This is a genomic window from Mesorhizobium sp. P2_D1, assembly GCF_056404455.1.
In genome coordinates, this window is sequence record NZ_JBFUDZ010000004.1 from 78687 (window position 1) to 96285 (window position 17599).

General features: G+C 62.7%; 16 protein-coding genes. 8 read left to right on the top strand and 8 right to left on the bottom strand.

Translation table 11 applies throughout. The features are described 5' to 3' along the window. Window positions 1–47 precede the first annotated feature (47 nt). Window positions 48–1544, top strand: coding sequence for a lipopolysaccharide biosynthesis protein (locus AC1D0I_RS05680; protein WP_477393609.1), 1497 nt, complete (start codon window positions 48–50; stop codon window positions 1542–1544). A gap of 53 nt (window positions 1545–1597) precedes the next feature. Further along, window positions 1598–2620 (top strand): phosphoribosyltransferase, encoded by a 1023-nt coding sequence (locus tag AC1D0I_RS05685; protein WP_477393611.1) that lies wholly within the window; start codon window positions 1598–1600, stop codon window positions 2618–2620. A 64-nt stretch (window positions 2621–2684) separates the two neighbouring features. Here AC1D0I_RS05685 and AC1D0I_RS05690 read toward each other — a convergent pair whose 3' ends face one another. The 8 genes from AC1D0I_RS05690 to AC1D0I_RS05725 all read right to left on the bottom strand — a co-directional run bounded on the left by AC1D0I_RS05690 (window position 2685) and on the right by AC1D0I_RS05725 (window position 11157). Then, window positions 2685–3764, bottom strand: a complete 1080-nt coding sequence (locus tag AC1D0I_RS05690) for a glycosyltransferase (RefSeq protein WP_477393613.1) — start codon at window positions 3762–3764, stop codon at window positions 2685–2687. Between the two features lie 66 nt (window positions 3765–3830). Continuing rightward, entirely contained in the window at window positions 3831–4280 is a 450-nt protein-coding gene (locus tag AC1D0I_RS05695) for a hypothetical protein (protein ID WP_095082836.1), read from the bottom strand. Between the two features lie 14 nt (window positions 4281–4294). Beyond that, window positions 4295–5737, bottom strand: coding sequence for a GMC oxidoreductase (locus AC1D0I_RS05700; protein ID WP_477225207.1), 1443 nt, complete (start codon window positions 5735–5737; stop codon window positions 4295–4297). A gap of 67 nt (window positions 5738–5804) precedes the next feature. Beyond that, the gene (locus tag AC1D0I_RS05705) at window positions 5805–7136 is read right to left on the bottom strand and encodes a UDP-glucose dehydrogenase family protein (protein WP_095082841.1); all 1332 of its coding nucleotides are present in this window, start codon (window positions 7134–7136) and stop codon (window positions 5805–5807) included. Between the two features lie 67 nt (window positions 7137–7203). After that, complete coding sequence (gene exoK, locus AC1D0I_RS05710; RefSeq protein WP_477393615.1) at window positions 7204–8067, bottom strand: endo-1,3-1,4-beta-glycanase ExoK; 864 nt, start codon at window positions 8065–8067, stop codon at window positions 7204–7206. Between the two features lie 151 nt (window positions 8068–8218). Next, complete coding sequence (locus tag AC1D0I_RS05715) at window positions 8219–8623, bottom strand: hypothetical protein (protein WP_477225205.1); 405 nt, start codon at window positions 8621–8623, stop codon at window positions 8219–8221. Between the two features lie 290 nt (window positions 8624–8913). Beyond that, entirely contained in the window at window positions 8914–9936 is a 1023-nt protein-coding gene (locus tag AC1D0I_RS05720) for a glycosyltransferase family 2 protein (RefSeq protein WP_477393617.1), read from the bottom strand. Window positions 9937–10026: 90 nt separating this feature from the next. Further along, entirely contained in the window at window positions 10027–11157 is a 1131-nt protein-coding gene (locus AC1D0I_RS05725) for a nucleotidyltransferase family protein (protein WP_477393618.1), read from the bottom strand. Window positions 11158–11674: 517 nt separating this feature from the next. On the opposite strand from AC1D0I_RS05725, the gene AC1D0I_RS05730 reads away from it, so the two are divergent. The 6 genes from AC1D0I_RS05730 (at window position 11675) to AC1D0I_RS05755 (ending at window position 17599) form a co-directional block, all read left to right on the top strand. Continuing rightward, complete coding sequence (locus AC1D0I_RS05730) at window positions 11675–11827, top strand: lasso peptide (RefSeq protein WP_095082854.1); 153 nt, start codon at window positions 11675–11677, stop codon at window positions 11825–11827. 134 nt (window positions 11828–11961) lie between these two features. Further along, window positions 11962–12306, top strand: coding sequence for a PqqD family protein (locus AC1D0I_RS05735; RefSeq protein ID WP_477393620.1), 345 nt, complete (start codon window positions 11962–11964; stop codon window positions 12304–12306). A gap of 124 nt (window positions 12307–12430) precedes the next feature. Next, window positions 12431–12808, top strand: a complete 378-nt coding sequence (locus tag AC1D0I_RS05740; protein ID WP_477393622.1) for a lasso peptide biosynthesis B2 protein — start codon at window positions 12431–12433, stop codon at window positions 12806–12808. After that, window positions 12805–14748 (top strand): lasso peptide isopeptide bond-forming cyclase, encoded by a 1944-nt coding sequence (locus tag AC1D0I_RS05745; RefSeq protein WP_477393624.1) that lies wholly within the window; start codon window positions 12805–12807, stop codon window positions 14746–14748. Before AC1D0I_RS05740 ends, AC1D0I_RS05745 begins: the two co-directional genes overlap by 4 nt. Beyond that, window positions 14745–15746, top strand: coding sequence for a phosphoenolpyruvate carboxykinase (ATP) (locus AC1D0I_RS05750; RefSeq protein WP_477393626.1), 1002 nt, complete (start codon window positions 14745–14747; stop codon window positions 15744–15746). Before AC1D0I_RS05745 ends, AC1D0I_RS05750 begins: the two co-directional genes overlap by 4 nt. An 8-nt stretch (window positions 15747–15754) precedes the next feature. Continuing rightward, entirely contained in the window at window positions 15755–17599 is a 1845-nt protein-coding gene (locus AC1D0I_RS05755; RefSeq protein WP_477393628.1) for an ABC transporter ATP-binding protein, read from the top strand.

The window sequence follows — 17599 nt, forward strand, 5'->3', positions numbered from 1 at the left end:
GATTTTTTCGGGGTCGGAAATCCGCACAAAAGTCAGGAATCCTGAATTTGGAAGCCAATGCATTCGATCCGCCGGAAGGCTCCCTGCGCAAATCCGTTGGGCGCGGCGCGGTTGTCACGGCCATGGCGCAATCGGTGCGCGTCGCGACACAGATCATATCCGTCATCGTGCTGTCGCGGCTTTTGTCGCCGCAGGATTTCGGCGTCGTGGCGATGTGCGCGCCGGTGCTGGCCTTCATCGCGCTGTTCCAGGATTTCGGCCTGACCCAGGCGACAATCCAGAAGAGCGGCATCCGGCATGAGGAAGTGAACTACCTCTTCTGGATCAATGTGGCCGTCAGCGCGATTCTGGCCTGCGTGCTCGCAGGTGCCGCCCCTCTGGTCGCCGCTTTCTACGGCGAGCCGCGCGTGGCCGGCCTGGTGGCGGCGTTCGGGCTGCAGATCATGGCCTATGGGCTGGGCGCGCAGCACCTGGCGCTTTTGACGCGCCGCATGCAGTTCGGCCGGCTGGCCGTCATCGACGTCGCCAGCGCCGTCGTGGGGCTCGCCGTATCGATCGCCTGGACCTTCATCGACCGCTCCTATTGGGCGTTGTTTGCCGGCACGCTGACCGGTTCCGTGCTGCCGACGCTCTGCTACTGGGCAAGCTCGCGCTGGCGTCCCGGCCTGCCGCGCAAGGTCGCCGGAATCAGCGAACTGATCCATTTCGGTGCCGGCATCACCGGCTTCAACTTCGCCAATTTCTTTGCCCGCAACCTCGACAATGTGCTGATCGGCAAATACTGGGGCGAAGCCCAGCTCGGCCTTTATGACCGCGCCTACAAGCTGCTTTTGTTTCCGCTGAGCCAGATCACCAATCCGTTGTCGAAGGTGATGGTTCCGGCGCTGTCCAGGCTGAAGGACGAGCCGGACCGCTACCGCAGTGCCTATCTGCGCGTCATGCCGCTGATCCTGCTGGTGGCGCTTCCCGGCGTCGCCTTCGCCACCGCGATGTCGGACGTGCTGATCCCCTTCGTGCTCGGCGAGCAATGGCGCGCGAGCGCCGACATTTTCCTGGCGCTCGGCTTTGCCGGGCTGCTGCAGCCGCTCAACAATCCGGCGGGATGGCTTTTCGTCAGCCAGGGCCGCTCCGGCGATTTCATGCGCTGGGGCATCATAACGGCCGTGACGTCGGTGCTGGCCTTCGCGCTCGGCCTGCCCTATGGCGCGCTGGGCGTGGCGATTGCCTATGCGATCAGCGAGTATCTGAGGACGCCGTTCCTGTGGCTCTATGTCGGCAAGAGCGGTCCGCTCCAGGCGCACCACGTGCTGCGTGCGGCAACGCCGTTCGTGCTTGGCGCCCATCTGGCGCTGGCCGCCATCTGGTTCATCAAGCCGCTGCTGCCTCAGCAGCATGTCATTGGCTTGGCCAGCGGCGCCGTTCTCGCCTATCTGATCACCATCGTCGTCGCCTTGGCATTCGCATCCGGCCGCGAAGCCCTGCGCGAGGCCTTGAAGATGCTGCCGGCAAGGCTGCCCGCAGCAGCACCACGCGAGGCGCAATAGTTTGCGCGACCTCGACAGGTGCGGACATTCACTCCAGGACCAGGTCTGACCCTATGCACTACCGATCGATTTCCGACATGAACGACGCCATCGTCAGGGGCCTGCACCGGCTGCCGCGCGACATCGACCTGGTCGTCGGCGTTCCCAGAAGCGGTGTGCTCGCGGCGACGCTGGTGAGCCTGGCGGCGAACATCCCGATGACCGATCTGGACAGCTTCCTGGCCGGGCGGATCTACACGTCGGGCATCACCAAGCGCCGGGCGGCACTCGACCGCAAGGTCTCCGAAATGCGCAAGGTGCTGGTGATCGACGACAGCGTCGCCGGCGGCAACGCCATGCGCGATGCACGCTCGCGCATCGAGACGGCTGGCATCAAGGCCGATTTCACCTTTGCCGCGGTGTTCGGCCTGCAGCCGCAACATCAGGAAACCGATGTCGTCTTCGAGGTCGTGCCGCATCCGCGCATGTTCCAGTGGAATTTCATGCATCACAAATTCCTGGCGCAGTGCTGCGTCGACATTGACGGCGTGCTGTGCCTCGATCCGACCGAAGCCGAAAACGACGATGGGCCGGCCTATGAGAAATTCCTCAGCGAGGCGCGGCCTCTCCATGTTGCGACACACAAGATCGGCTGGCTGGTCACCAGCCGGCTGGAGAAATATCGCGAGCTGACCGAGGCATGGCTCGCCAAACACGAGATCAAATACGACCGGCTGATCATGCTCGATCTGCCGAGCAAGGCGGAGCGGCAGCGGCTTGGCGCGCATGGCAGTTTCAAGGCCGATTTCTACCGCAAATCCGATGCCATCTTGTTCATCGAAAGCGAGCACGAGCAGGCGCTGAAGATCACCGAACTGTCTGGCAAGCCGGTGCTGTGCGTCGAAACGCATATGGTGAGCTTTCCCGATGCGCTGTCGCTGCCGGCGCTCGGCCAGGCGGCCCGCAACCTGCCGGCAAGGCTGCGGCAGATCAACTCGCAAGAGGGCCGCAAAAGCGCCGCCAAGACTCTTGCCCGCGCCCTGCTCGGCGCGCGCGGTTACGAGACGCTAAAGAGCCGGGTCAAACGCCCGGCCTGATCCACACGACGCTGCGAGGCTTGCCGCGAGTTGGTTGCTACGCGGCTGACGCCGCGAGCCTGGGTTAAGCGGCTTGCCGCGCGCGCTGCTGTATCGCCCTGTCCACGATCGAGAAGAAGGTGATGAACTGGCGGTCGGGTTCCAGTTCCGGCCGCCCGGCGAAGCTGCGCGCGAGGCCCGAGACCCGGTCATATTCCTGGCTGTCGTTCCACAGCCGCCTGACGGCCGCGACCCAGTCGGCGAGCGGTGCATCGTAGTCGAGCACCACGCCACCTGAGCCGATCGCCTCGGGCAGGCCGCCACGCCGCGAGCCGACAACCGGGATTCCGCTGCAATGGGCTTCCGACGCGACGCGGCCCCATGCCTCTTCCCATTTGCTGGGAGCAAGCAGGATCTTGGTGCGGCCGTAGACCGTCTTCATGTCGCTGGTGCGGCTCTCCAACACAACATTGCCCAAAGGTGCGATCGTCTGTTCGATCCGCGCCCGATGATCGTCTTCCAGCTTCCAGCTTTCGACGAACAGGAACGGTATCTCGAGGCAGGCGCCGGCAATGCGCACCGCAAGCTCGAAACCCTTTTCCTCATAGGGATTGATCAGCGTGACAAACTGGCCCGTCGTCGGCGTGCTGTAATGCGCCGGATTGATGGTCGGCGGGATCACCGTCGCGTTGATGTCGAACTCGTTCTTGTAGGTGCGCGCGGTGAACTCGGAATTGGCGATGTAAAGCGCGGAACGCAGCTCGCGCAGGTCGCCGCCCAGTTCATGGAATTCGACGTTGCGGAGATAGACGACCAAAGGCACGCCCTCCGCCTGCAGCGCCTTGCCGATCGGAACCGATTTGTGACACTGGACCACGGCCACGTCCGGCTTCAGCCTGTCGACGGCAAAGGCCGCCGCCTCCCAGGGAAACCAGGCCCGCACCACCGGATAGCCGGGATAGCTGTCGATGACCGCCGGTTGCCGCAACAGCTTCATCTTGGCGCGCGCCTTCAAGCCGAAGACACCATCGCCGAACAGGGCGGCGAGCACAGCGGCTTCATGGCCATGTTCGATCAACTGTTCGGCCAGATGGTGGGTGCTCGACTGAACGCCGCCGCTGAACTCGGGTGGATAGCCGCTGCCACCTGCAAAAAGGACTTTCATGGATCGGGCTCCTTGTCGCATATCGTATTTCGTTCCGAGGCAACCGGCGGCGCCTCGCTTTCGACGTCAGGCAAGCTTCGGCGGCTCCAGATTCGCGAACGGATTGGTACAGGATTGCCAGCCGGTAAACCGGATCGGGTCATTGGGCGAACTGCGCCATGCGTAGTCCGTCAGCATATGGAATTCGGCGATGACCCAGCGATCGAATTGGATCAGATCTTCCCGCTTCTCCTGGGGCAGCAGGCGGCGGACGGCGCCCAATTTAAGCTCCTCGACCAGGGTGACGGCGTCGCTAAGCTTGTCACTGGGAAATATCCACGGGTTCCGGTTGCGGAACTCCAGCACGAACTGCTGCAGATGCTCGATGCGGATGTTGAGCCTGCCGAGGTATTTTTCGAGGGTGACGCGCACCAGGTCCTCATCGGAAAACGAGCTGACGGCGGCAAAGGCGACGCCCGTCGACACCACCCCACCGGCCACGATGGCCAAGGCCGAGCGTCTGGAAACTTCGATCATCAGATGCCCTCCTCTCACGCCATGCGGCTCGCCGCCCTCAGGGAGAGGGCCGCGGCGGTCAGGCTCGGGTTGGCGCAGGAACAGCTCGGATAGGTGCTGGTGCCGACGACAACCAGGTTTCTCAACTGGTGATGGATCATGTCGCTGTCGATGACCGAATCGGCCGGGCCGGTTCCCATCCTCAGCGTGCCCTGGACGTGCGATTCGGTTGGCCGGATGCCGCGATCGAATAGCTTTTCGACCGGCAGCGGAGCCAGAAGGTCAGGCAATTTCTCCAGCGCGCGGGCCATGCCCTTGACCGCGTAGTCCGACGGCGCCTTGAAGTTGACGAAGGCGTTGTCGTCTTCGTCGAGGGTGACGAAATTTTCGTGGTCGAGCAGGTTTTCGGTGACCACGACGAGCGGCAGCGCCTGGCGCAGCCGCCCCTTTTCGGCACGCATTCCGTGCTGCCAGCGGTTCTCGAAATAGACCAGTGCCGCCGCATGCTCCGATCTGTGCGGACCGTCATAGAGGCCGAAGTTCAGGCCGGTGGTGATGGTGCTGCCGTCGAAATTGTCGACACCGTCGAGATAGACCTCGAAGTTCCAGCCGTATGATTCGTGCAGGCCGCGGCCGACGAATTCGCCGCCCAGGCCGGACCGCAGCATGATCGCCGCGCTTTGGATGGCATTGGCACCGAGAATGAAAAGGTCGCCGCTGACCTGGTATTCCTTGCCGTCATGCATGAACGTGACCGAGCGGACCGTGCCGCCGACATGATCGAGCCGCCGTACCTCCGCACCGAGGCAAACCGAAATGTCGGGATGCTCGAAGACATGCATCAAGCCGTTGTTGACGGTGAATTTGGCGTCGACCGGACACAGCCAGCAGCGCAGGTTGGCACAGCATGAGGTGCGCTGCGCGGTCGGCACTCGCGCCCGCGCCGTCGGCATGACGAAATGCTGACCGGGCTGCGCCGCCTTCATCATCCGGTCCGGCGTCGACATGCGATGCGGCGGTTGCGGGAACGGCTTCGAGCGCGGCAGCATCGCCGCCATGTCGGGATCGCCGGAGATCGACATGATGTCTTCGGCGTCGCAGTAGAACGGTTCGACGTCGTCATAGCTGATCGGCCAGTCATTGCCGATGCCGTAGGTGCTTTTCAGCCTGAAGTCATTGGGATGGAACCTTGGCGTCTGCGCGAACCAGCAGTTCGTTCCACCCCCCAGTCCGATGGTGTAATTCCACGGCTTGTCGGAATTGGTCTTGTAGGTCGTCTCGTCGTCGATGTCGGTGTTGGCATTCTGCTGGAGCTGCCATTCATGGGTGTTGTGCCGGCCCCATTCGAGCACCAGGACGCGTGCCTTTCGGCGCTTGGCGAACTCGTGCAGGAAGAAGGCCGAGCCGAAGCCGGAACCGATCGCGACGAGATCGAAATGATCGCTGGTGATTTGCTCGGGCTTTACGTCCAGCACCATCAGCCACAACTCCTTGCCGCGCCGGGCGCACCCGCCGAATACCGCTTCCGGCTGTTCGCTCCCGGCCTCATGCCGCCATTCTGCCGATCGAGTGGTATTCGATGCCGTGGCGGGCGATGACCTTGGGGTCATAGAGGTTGCGGCCATCGAAGATGATCGGCGTGGTCAGCGCATCCTTCATCGCGTCGAAGGACGGCGCGCGGAAACTCTTCCATTCGGTGGCGATCAGCAGCGCATCGGCGCCGCGCAGCGCGGCTTCCTTGGTGCCGCACAACAACAGGTCGTCGCGCAGCCCGTAGATGTGCTGGCATTCCTGCATCGCCTCGGGGTCATAGGCCTGTACTTTGGCACCGGCGTTCCACAGCGCCTCCATCAGCGTGCGGGCGGGCGCCTCGCGCATGTCGTCGGTGTTGGGCTTGAAGGCCAGCCCCCACAACGCAAAGGTCTTGCCCTTGAGATTGCCCTTGAAATAGCGGTTCACCTTGTCGAACAGGACGGATTTCTGCTCGTTGTTGCGCTCCTCGACGGCGCGTAGCAGCTTGGCGTCGAACTTGACGCCTTCGGCGGTCTTGATCAGCGCGCGCACATCCTTGGGGAAGCACGAGCCGCCATAGCCAAGCCCCGGATAGATGAAGTGATAGCCGATGCGCGGGTCGCTGCCGATGCCCTTGCGGACCTCCTCGATGTCGGCGCCGAGCTGCTCGGCCAGGTTGGCCATCTCATTCATGAAGCTGATCTTGGTCGCCAGCATACAATTGGCGGCGTATTTGGTGAATTCGGCGCTGCGCACGTCCATCACGATCATCTTCTCGTGGTTGCGGTTGAAGGGAGCGTAGAGCTCGCGCATCACCGCTTCGGTGCCCTCGCTGTCGGTGCCGACGATGATGCGGTCGGGCTTCATGCAATCGGCAACCGCGGAACCCTCCTTGAGGAATTCCGGATTCGAAGCGACGTCGAAGGACAGGTCCTCGCGCCCTCTTTTCTTCAGCGTCTCGGCGACCCTGGCCTTCACCTTTTCGCAGGTGCCGACCGGCACGGTCGACTTGCCAACGATAATCTTGGGGGTGTCCATCTCACGGCCGATGGTCTCGGCGACCGCAAGCACATATTTGAGATCGGCCGAACCATCCTCGCCCGGCGGCGTGCCGACCGCGATCATCTGGATTTCGCCGTGCCTGACCGCGGCCGCTGCGTCGGTGGTGAACTTGATGCGGCCAGCGGCATGGTTCTCCTTGACGAGGCTTTCGAGCCCCGGCTCGAAAATCGGAACGAACCCCTGGTTGAGCCGCTCGACCTTGTTGGCGTCGATGTCGACGCACACCACCTGGTGCCCGACTTCGGCAAGCACCGCTGCCTGCACGAGACCGACATAGCCAATTCCAAAGACCGTCAAATTCATTCGAGTTCATTCCCATGCAAGGCAGCGGACCGCTCTCGGCCCGGCCAGTTCAAATCGACTTTCCCAACTACTTTATGCTGCATGCCAGCGATTCTGGAAACTGACAGGGCTCGCCCAAGGCCGTGAACGCCACGCGATCGATCTGCAGCGTGAGCTTGCGGCCTGGATCGGCGAACGCTCCCATCCAACCGGTCATCTTGTCGCTGCCCCAAAGGCTGAAGAATATCTTCTGGGCATGCGTCGGCAATTTCGCCGGATCGGTGATCGTGTTGACCAGCTGGCCGTTGACATACCAGCGCAAGCTATCTTTCTGCCAGACGAAGGCATAGTCGTTGAAGGCCTTGTCGGTGCCGCCCGCCACGTCGACCAGCTTCTCATTGTTGCCCTTGCCGGCGATATAGGCGTTGACCTGCACCTTGGAGGTGTCCTTGGTCAGGACCTCGAAGTCGATCTCATCCCAGGGCTGCTTGTCGGACGGTCCGATATAGGAGAAGAAAGCCGCATTGAGACCGGAGCCGGTGTCGGTCTTTATCCGCGCCTCATAGGTGCCGTAACCGAAGCGCTGCTTGGTCTGGATCTCGCCGCAGGCGTAGTCGCGGTCCTTCAGCTTCTGCTTTTCGAAGCCGAGCGACAGCACGCCGTCGGACAGCGCGACCAGGCCTTTCGACCAGGTGCAGTTTTGATGACTGCCGTTCGACCAACCGTCGGAAACATACCAGCGTGCACGATCGAAGCTGGCGAAATCATCGACGAATGAAGGCGACGACTGAATGTCCTGGGCGAGGGCGGGAGCCGTCACCAAGCTCCCAAGAGCGACGAGCAGCAACTCGCTGATCGCACTCAGCCGCTTGAGGCCGGCTTGTCCTGTCTGGCTTGTGAACGGCGTTCCGCCGGTTGCGATGGTGGACGTAGTCTTCGGATTCGAATTCATACCAAACTCACCTTTGTGCTGTGCATCCCCAACCCAAAGTCGACGTTCGAACCACTTCCTGAACGGGCCAACCTTGACCTCCTGCTTGACCCTCCCCTGACCTTGTCCTGCCTCGCATCAAATCTGTTGCAGCAATTGCGAACCTTCACTTTCAACCTCTGCCAGCGCCCGCCGGCCTGGTGTACTCGGCGGCAGCGGTGGCCGAATCGGACGCCGCATTCTCGTCGAAGACCGTATCCAGCGAATGACGGAGTTCTTTCATCATGCCGTTCTGGCGCGACAGCTCCGCGATGCGGCGTTCGCAATTCAGGATCGACTTCGTCAGTGCGCTGACTTCGGATGACCGGCGGTCTGAGGTGGAACCGTTCTCCATCGCTTCGACCAGGAAAGCGGCGTTGGTCGCCTTCGTCCGATAGCGATTCTCCAACCCGGCTCTCTCGGCCTCGATCTCGACCGCGATCTGCTCAAACAGCTTTGCCAGGCGATCAAGGCGTGAACCATCGGTCTGCCGGTCACGGGCCGGATCCCTGGATCTGAAACCGAATATCGAAGCCATGAACTCAGATTCCTGTCATCGCCGGCCTATGGGCCGGGCTTCTGGCCGATCCCCGCAGCCGGGGCTCAAAAAACTCATACTGCTTTGTCCTGCTCCTGCGAGGGAGAGACATCAGACCAATCCGATCGGGGGCCAGTTCGGCTGGTCGTCCAATTTGCTGCACCGCAACATAGACTGCCATCGTCTGGGCCGCGAGGCAACCACCCAGTTCGTAAACTCATAAATCCGACCGAAATGGTTTGCGCGATGAGCTTGTCGCCGGCGGGTCAACCCGGACGAAACGGACAGTTTCACCGCTCCTTGCCGGTGCTGGTGCCAGCCATCAAAAAACGCAATGGCGGCACGTGCTTGTGCCTGGACACAAGGCCGACGCGACGAAACAGGGCCTCGAGCTTGTCGGACGCCACGCCCTGGACGATGGGGATGAGGTTGGATTGGCTGGCAAATGCGTAGGCCGCTGCCGATGCCAGCCCGCGCTCGGCCTTGACGTCGAGGAAATTGCGCAGCCGGTATTTGTCGCGCACGTGCCGCTCGTGCCGTCTCAGCACCGCTTTCGAGCCTTCAGGCAGACTGTCGATCGCCAGCAGCGCGAGATCGGCATCGGCCAGACGCTTCAGGTCCTGCGTCTTGTGACGGCCGCTGAGCGAATCGGCGCGGACGATGGCGCCGTAGCCACACGAGCGGATGACCTTGAAGCGCGCCCCGCAGGCGACAGCGCGGGCATAGAGCTCATAATCCTCGCCGAGCCGCAGGCTCTCGTCGTAACGCAACCCATGGCGATCGAGGAAGGCGCGGCTGATCACCGGCTTGAGGAAGCCCAGTTCGCCCCTTTGCACGCGGCGCCGGGAGATATTGCCTTCGACGAAGCGCTCGAAATCGAGGAATTCCGGATCCGCGGCAAATTGCGGGGCGACGATTTTCGTCGCGTCGCCGGTTGCATCATCCCTGATGAGCATGATGTTGTCCGCCGCGAAATCCCAGTCGGCGCCAGCAAACAGGTTGCGAAACCGGCCTTCGAGGAAGAAATCGTCAGCGTCGAGAATGCTGATGAACGGCGATCTCGAACTGGCGATCGCCGAGTTGCGGGCGTAGGAGGGGCCGCGATTGACATCGAGGCGCATCACCGCAAGCCGGCCGCTGCCGTCGTCGGCGGATCGCGCGACTGCCGCGGTGTCGTCGGTGGAGGCGTCGTCGACGACGACGACTTCCGCCACTTCCGGTTCGCGCAACGCGGACGCGATGGCGACGGCGATTGTCGCGGCCGCGTTCTTGGCCGCGATGATCACGCAGACCTGGGATTTCGTCATCGACATGGATTAGCCTCTCGTACAGGTGATATCGATTTGAGTTCGCCCCGTACCCGTTCGATGCCCGATTGCCATCAGCGCCAGATCTGTGTTCATTCAACGACCGCCCGGCCGTTCAAAGATGCGGCGGCTGATGTCGGCGGACGCTGCCCAACCGGCTTCCGCCAGATAGCGGACCGGCGCGCGACCGCACAGTTCCCACAGCACCGTTCGCCGCTGCGGCCACCGAAGCGACGACAGCCACGGCGCCATGACCATGTTGAGCAGGTCCTCGTTGCCGATGCGCGACAGGATGCGCGTCGCACGCTCCGACAGCAGCGTGCCGGCACCGCCGAGCAGTACATCGGCTGCGCGTATACCAAGCAGCAGCGTATCGTCCAGCCCCTGCGCTACCGCGGCATCGAGCACATGCCGCTGGTCCGCCTCGTCGAGGCGGCCGGCGCTGGCGCGAACGTCACAGACATAGCCCGCGCAGGGTTCGCGGTTGAACAGCGCCTTGGCGACGCTGATGCAGGACAAAAGCAGCGTGTCGGCGGCCGAGGTGAACGGCACCGTCCCACCGGCGATTTCGACCTGCCGCTTTCGCCGCAGAAACCCGTCCGCGTCGCGCGGGCTCGGCGAGCCGGGCTGCTGGAGGCGGTAGTGGAGATCGACAGTGGAAGGCCTCGGTCCGTCGCCGCGCGTCATATGCTGTTCGCCGAGGAAGCGAACCCACCAGACGGAGCGCGACTTGCCGGCGACCTCATAGCCGATCGAGCGCAGCGCATCCCGCGCCTTGAAATAGCCGACCGGCGAGACCAGAATGTCGACATCGCCCGAGGGCTTCATGAAGTGGTCGTCGTAGAGAAGCTGCTGCTGGAACGGACCCTTCAGAAAGACGAAATCGATCCGGCTTTCGCGCAGCACCTCATGGATCGCCATGGAGTCCATGATGCAGGACGCGTTCATCGAAACCGTCCTCCTGCGGTAGCTGTCCAGCCAATGGAAAAGCTCGGGCGGTCTGTCACTGACAGGCGCGCGTGACAGGGCCTTGAGGACAAAGGTCGCGACCTTGTTCAGCCTGGCGATGTCGGCAACATTGGCGCCGCCAAGGCCGGGCATCGATACATCGCCCGCGGTAGCTCCTGCCCCGGCGAAATACAACCGCAGGCAGGCCCGCACATAGGCAACCTCGTCGGCACAATCGGCGGCGCGCAGTCGTTCATATGAACCATCCGGCAAGGCCATCTAGCGCACAGTCTCCCAAAAAAGCGATTTGCGCGGCGCGTATGCTGCAACTGCGAAGCAAGCATCACCAAAAACCTTGATGGCGTAAAGCCTTTCCTTTTGCAGTGCAGAATTTTGCAACCTGAGCGTTTACCGACACTTCTGAAAAGCCGGTCAAAACCGCTGTTGAAATACCGCCCCTAACAAGGCGTTTTCAGGCTGCCTCACCATAGATTTGCCGGCTCAGTTCACCCTATTAGGGATGCCTAAAATAAAAGCATTTGGCAAATGTTTTATTCAAGCAAAATCAAATGCTTAAAGAATCGGCATCAACATGGTCGCCAAACATAGGGAATCGGTCTAGAAGACGTCATATTTTAGGCATGACCCACACATAAGGTGCTCGCGCAACCCGTAATTGATTAATGCCTGGTAAATCAGGCTTGACTCATAAATGCTGCCATGCAGCTATTGCGCTGCAGCATGCAAGTGCTGACGGCACTCGACAAGCCGTTTCCAGTCCATATTGGAGAGTAAAATGGAACAGAATGTTGAAAAGCAAGAATACGAGACGCCAAGCCTGACGGTGCATGGTTCGATCGAAACCATCACCCAGGGCGGCGGCGGCAGCACGGCGATCGACGCGTCTTTCCCCGCGCATACGCCGATCGGCGACCTGACGTTTTCCTGAAGCCTATCGCAGTTACTCCAGAGTGATGACGTTGGGTCTCTGGGTTTAAAAAAATAAGAGAGTCGGGGGCCATGCCTCCGACTCCCCTTTTATTGCCTGGAACTGCCGAAGCGTAGTGTAAGCGAGGTTTTGGGATGAACTGGAAGCAATCCGGCCAGGAGTTGGCCGACCAGGATTTGGCCGACCGATATTCAGCCGACCACGCTCGTGTGAGTGCGACCAAGGATGCCGTGGCTTGCGAGTTCGGCGATGGCCTAGCGCTCCTCAATCTGAAATCCAACATCTATTACAGCCTGAACGGCGTCGGCGCCTTCATCTGGGATTTGATCCAGGAGCCCAGGTCGATTGCGGAGATCCGCAGTGCGGTGCTTGCGCGCTACAACGTCGACCCGGAGCGCTGCCAGGCCGACGTCAAGGCACTGCTGAAGGGCCTGGCCGATAACGGGCTTGCGAGGCTTGATCATGAGGAACTTGTCTAAGCAGGTTCCGCATAAGGCCATGGTTTTGCGGCAGGAACCCGCGACCGAAAGGAGCCCCCAGCAGAGAAGGCGCCGGCAAGGCCGGCGAAGCCTGTTTGGCATTCTCTCCCTGAGCGGCTCGGAAATGATCTTCCTTAGCCGCTGCCTGCTGGTGGTCGCGGCGGTTCGGCTGGGGCTGACACTGTTGTCCTACAACCGTGTTCGCAGCCTGGTGACGCGGCTTGATGCGCGACAGTGCGCCAGCATGGGCGAACTGCGACGCGTCGCCTGGGGGGTTGCCGCGGCGGCCCGTTTCGTTCCCAACGCCACGTGCCTGACCCAGGCGCTTTCGGGTCAATACATGCTTGCTCGACAGGGCAATGCCTCGAAGATACGCATCGGCATCGAACGCGGCACGGGCGAGCAACTCAAGGCGCATGCCTGGCTGGTCAGCGACAATCATATTGTGCTTGGCGGATCGATCGACGGTTTCGCCCATCTGGTCGACCACGGCAGCCGATGAGCGGCGTGGCCGGAATTCTGCTTCGACAGGGGCACGTGGCAGCGGCCCGGGGGCACACACCGGCGGTCGCGGCGGCCGATATCCAGCAGATGCTGGCGCGCATGCGCCATCGTGGCCCGGACGGAAATTCGTGGTGGCTGGACACCGGCATCGCGCTTGGCCACGCTTGGCTCAACACCACCGATGAAGCCGCCCCCGGTCCGCTGACGATGGCCGACGGCAAGCTCGCCATCACCGCCGATTGCCGGCTGGACAACCGCGACGAACTGCTGGCCAGGCTGGGCATCCGCGACAGGTCGGTCGCCGATGCGACCTTGCTGATGCGGGCCTATCTGCGTTGGGGCGAAGCCTGCCCCGTGCATCTGCAAGGCGATTTCGCATTCGCCATCTGGGATGCCGAGCGGCAGCTGCTGTTTTGCGCGCGCGACCATTTCGGGGTCAAGCCGTTCTACTACCATGCGGCGGATCGGCGTTTTGCCTTTGCGTCGGAGATCGGGCCGATCCTTGGCGTCGAGGGGGTTGGCGGACATGTCTCCGAGCACCAGATCTCCGGGTTTCTGGCCGGGCTTCCCGATGACCCGCAGGCGACACCCTACAGCGACATCTTCAGCTTGCCGGCGCGCCACAGCCTAACCGTCACCGGCCAACAAGTGGTGCTGCGCCGTTACTGGCAGATCGAGCCGTCGCAACGACCGATACGGTCGGATGCGCCTGAGGAATTCGCCCATCTGTTCTCGCAATCGGTGCGCAATCGCATGCGGGGAACCTCGGCGGTCGGCGCGATGCTGAGCGGCGGCCTCGATTCCTCCTCGATCGCCTGTGTCGCCGGCCTGCAGAACGCCGCCGAGCGCAAGCCGAGGCTGCCCACCTTCTCGCTAATTTTCGAAAAGGGCTCGTCGATGGACGAGCGCCCGTTCATCGATGCGGTGCTGGATCAGCAGAAGGTCGACGGAACGCTGATTCCAGTCGGCAACTATGCGCCATTCGCCGAGTTCGAACGGGTGCTGGAAGAGCAGGAAGGGACGTTCCTGGCGCCGGGCCTGACGCTAACCCGCGGCATCTACCGGACTGCCGGCGCAAAGGGCATCAAGGTGCTGCTGGACGGCCATGGCGGCGACGAGGTCGTTTCACAAGGTCATGGCCATCTGCATGAGCTCGCCAACGCCGGCAGATGGATGGATCTGTGGCGTGAGATCCGCAGCGCCTCCGACACCTATGGCGACAGCACGCTGGGCCTGTATTTCCAGTTCCTGACCCTCTACGGGCCGGCCTGGCGGATCGCGAAGCTAAGACATTTGGCAAATCGCGCCCTGAACAGGATACGCAGGCCGGCGCAGGCGCGGCGCGGCCGCGGCTGGCGCGACTTGATCAATCCGGATCTGGCCAGGCGCACCGAGCTTGTGGACCGATTTCACCGCGCCGGATATATGCCGCCCGGCGTCCAGGCCAGCGACGCCTTGAGCCATCGCTGGATCCTGTCGAATGGCTATGTCCCGCATGCTTTCGAGGTTCTCGACAAGGCTGCCGCCAATTTCGGCGTCGAGCCACGCTATCCGCTCTGGGACAAGCCGCTGGTCGAGTTCTGCCTGGGCCTGCCCGGTGAGGAAAAGCTCAGCCACGGCTTTGGTCGCTATGTGCTGCGTCGCGCCATGGAAGGCGTGCTGCCGGCGGCGGTTCAGTGGCGGCGCGACAAGATCGACTTCACCGCCAATCTCGTCAACGGCATGCTGCGCAACCACCGCGACCTCCTGGAACAGCTGCTGATCTCGGATGCGAGCCGCATCGCGCCCTACGTCAATCTGCCCCAGGTGAGTGCTGCCTATGCGCGGCTGCAGCGCCAGCCCGATCGGGCGGCGCCTTTGGATGTCCAGTATGTCTGGCGCTCGGCATCGCTGTCGCTCTGGCTGCGGCAGCTCCAGCACAGCGGGAGCCCCGCATGATGCTGCGCAACGAGCCGCTCGCCGCATACAGCGATCATCCCCGTCCGGATGGCCGGACCGCGAGAGAGCGCCGCTTCTACCGCGCCTATGGCCTGACCATCGCGTCCGAGGTGGCGTTGCCCGAACTGGAGCCGGCGGCGCCGGGGGCGGCGGACGTCGTGATCGCCGTCGGCCCGATCGACCTGCCAAAACCCGGCTTGGAAGCCGCGACCGAGTTTCGCTTCGAGGCGGACCGGCAATATCTCGCATGGCAGGCCGTCGGCGCATTCCTGATCAGCAATGGCTGCCGCATCGACGTCGAGCCGGCGCCCGGCGTCGACGACATGCTGATCGCGTTTCCGCTGCTGGGTCCGGTGATGGCGCTGCTGCTGCATCGGCGCGGCCTGCTCGTCCTGCACGCCAGTGCCATTGCCGTCGCCGGCACGAGCGCCATTTTCATGGGCGACAAGGGCGCCGGCAAGTCGACGACGGCAAGCGCGATGATCCGGGCCGGACATGACCTGCTTACCGATGACGTGGTGGCGCTGGATCTCGCCAATCCGGATCAGCCGATGATCGTTCCGGGTTTTCCGCAGATCAAGCTGGCAGCCGACGCCGCGGCGGCGATCTCGCTCGGAGAAGCCGAGGTGCGGCCGCAAGTGCATCCGGCAATCGACAAGATGCAGCATCGCTTGAATGGCGCCTTTTCCGGCAACAGGGTGCCTGCGACCAGGATTTATATCCTCGAGCGCGGCGAAAAGGCCGCCATCACGCCGTTGCCCGGCATCGCCGCCCTGCCGGCCATCATCAAATTCTCCTATGTGACGCGGTTCGGCCGCGCGGCCCTGCCAAGCGATCTTGCAAAAGTGCATCTTCGGCAATGCGCGCGGCTGGCGGACCATGTCGGCGTTCGCCGCCTCGAAGTCCCGACGGGCCTCGACAGGATCGGTGAGGCCGTGGACCTGATCGAAAGGGATCTGGCGGCTGGAGATCCGACGACAGGTCGTTGGCGGCCGTGAGCGCAATCATGTCGAAGTCCTCAATCCTTCGCCTGTCGCTGTTTCGAGACGTTGCCGCATTCGGCGCCGCCATTGCCCAGATCGGCGGTCGGCGAACCTGGACGGCGCTGCTCTTCCTGATCCTTGGCAGCCTGACCGAAGGCATCTCCATCCTGCTGCTGGTGCCGCTGCTGCATCTGGTCGGACGCCCCGACCAGGATTTTGCGGTCAAGCTGCCGAACAATGATTTCGTACGCTGGCTGGTGCCGGACGGAACGCTGCAACTGACGACCGTGCTTTGCCTGCTGGTCGGGCTTGTTGCCGTGCAGGCGGCGTTCAACCGCTTCAAGTCGGTCTACATGGCCAAACTGCTGTTCGATTTCATCAACCGCGTGCGCATGAACCTGTTCGAGAGCATCGGCAAGGCACGCTGGGGCGTCTTCACGCGCATGCGCAGTTCCGATCTCGACCATGCCCTGACCGGCGATATCGACCGCGTCCAGGGCGCTGCCTTCTCGCTGTTGATGCTGGTGCAGATCGCCGTGCTCCTGGCCGGCTATCTGCTGGTTTCAGTGTTCATCTCGCCGGTGATGACGCTGTTTGCGGTCATTATCGGCATCGTGATGTTCGTGGCCCTGCAGCCATTTCGATCGCGGGCCACCGCCTTTGGCCGGGTTCTGACCGCCAATCGCCAGGATCAGTACCGGACGGTTTCGGAATTCCTGGGCGGCATCAAGGTGGCCAAGAGCCTGAATGTCGAGGCGACCTATTTCGCACAGCTGCAAGCGACGCTCGAGAAGATGAAGGCCGACAATGTCGACTATGTGCGCAACAGCACGATCGGCACCGCGGTGTTCCAGGTGGCGAGCGTCGTTGGTTTGAGCCTGTTCATCTATGTGGCACTGGTCCGCTTCAACCTGTCGCTGGCCGAGATCGTCGTCCTGCTGCTGGTTTTTATGCGCATCGCGCCGCGCTTCATGGACATGCAGACGCAGGCCCAGCAGGTCTTGATCAATCTGCCCGCCTATACGGCGATGCGCGTCATGCAGGCGCATTTCGACGCCGAACGCGAGCCGGGCGTTGCCGAAGCCGGTGAAGGCGGCAAGCTGTCGCTGGCAACCGGGCTCAACATCAGGGACGTCTGTTTCGGCTATGGCGACGACCCGGCCAAGATGGTCGTCAGGGACATCACCTTCGGCCTGCCGGCCGGCAAGGTCACCGCGCTGATCGGCCCCTCCGGCTCGGGCAAGAGCACGATCGCCGACATGCTGCTCGGCCTGCTCGAGCCGACCGCCGGCACGATGTTCGTCGATGGCGTCGAGATCGATGCCGGCAACCGCCGTCGATGGCGCGATCGGGTGGCCTATGTGCCGCAGGACGTGTTCCTGCTGCATGACACGATCGCGGCGAACCTGCGCCTTGCCGCGCCGCAAGCCAGCGATGACGATCTGTGGACCGCGCTGCGCTCGGCGCACGCCGGCGACTTCGTCGAACGGCTCGACATCGGGCTCGAGACGGTGGTCGGCGACCGCGGCGTGCGGCTTTCGGGCGGCGAACGCCAGCGCATTGCGCTTGCGCGCGCGCTGCTGCGCAAGCCGTCCCTGCTCATCCTGGACGAGGCCACCAGCGCGCTCGACTGGCAGAACCAGTCGCTGATCGCCCAGTCGATTGACGGATTGCGCGGCACGATGACGATCCTGACCATCGCGCACCGGCCGTCGATGATCGCCTTCGCCGATTGGGTGGTGGCGATGGAAAACGGCCGCGTTGTCGAAGTCGGGCAATATCAGCGGCTGAAGGAAAAAGCCGGCAGCCGATTGTCGCGGATGCTTTTGGGCGAACAGTCYGAGAGCCAACCCGCTAACGTTGCGTGA

Coding starts and splice junctions, on each gene's coding strand:
- AC1D0I_RS05685 (WP_477393611.1), top strand. CDS start 1,598: ATGCACTACCGATCGATTTCCGACATGAACGACGCCATCGTCAGGGGC.
- AC1D0I_RS05690 (WP_477393613.1), bottom strand. CDS start 3,764: ATGAAAGTCCTTTTTGCAGGTGGCAGCGGCTATCCACCCGAGTTCAGC.
- AC1D0I_RS05695 (WP_095082836.1), bottom strand. CDS start 4,280: ATGATCGAAGTTTCCAGACGCTCGGCCTTGGCCATCGTGGCCGGTGGG.
- AC1D0I_RS05700 (WP_477225207.1), bottom strand. CDS start 5,737: ATGGTGCTGGACGTAAAGCCCGAGCAAATCACCAGCGATCATTTCGAT.
- AC1D0I_RS05705 (WP_095082841.1), bottom strand. CDS start 7,136: ATGAATTTGACGGTCTTTGGAATTGGCTATGTCGGTCTCGTGCAGGCA.
- exoK (WP_477393615.1), bottom strand. CDS start 8,067: ATGAATTCGAATCCGAAGACTACGTCCACCATCGCAACCGGCGGAACG.
- AC1D0I_RS05715 (WP_477225205.1), bottom strand. CDS start 8,623: ATGGCTTCGATATTCGGTTTCAGATCCAGGGATCCGGCCCGTGACCGG.
- AC1D0I_RS05720 (WP_477393617.1), bottom strand. CDS start 9,936: ATGTCGATGACGAAATCCCAGGTCTGCGTGATCATCGCGGCCAAGAAC.
- AC1D0I_RS05725 (WP_477393618.1), bottom strand. CDS start 11,157: ATGGCCTTGCCGGATGGTTCATATGAACGACTGCGCGCCGCCGATTGT.
- AC1D0I_RS05730 (WP_095082854.1), top strand. CDS start 11,675: ATGGAACAGAATGTTGAAAAGCAAGAATACGAGACGCCAAGCCTGACG.
- AC1D0I_RS05735 (WP_477393620.1), top strand. CDS start 11,962: ATGAACTGGAAGCAATCCGGCCAGGAGTTGGCCGACCAGGATTTGGCC.
- AC1D0I_RS05740 (WP_477393622.1), top strand. CDS start 12,431: ATGATCTTCCTTAGCCGCTGCCTGCTGGTGGTCGCGGCGGTTCGGCTG.
- AC1D0I_RS05745 (WP_477393624.1), top strand. CDS start 12,805: ATGAGCGGCGTGGCCGGAATTCTGCTTCGACAGGGGCACGTGGCAGCG.
- AC1D0I_RS05750 (WP_477393626.1), top strand. CDS start 14,745: ATGATGCTGCGCAACGAGCCGCTCGCCGCATACAGCGATCATCCCCGT.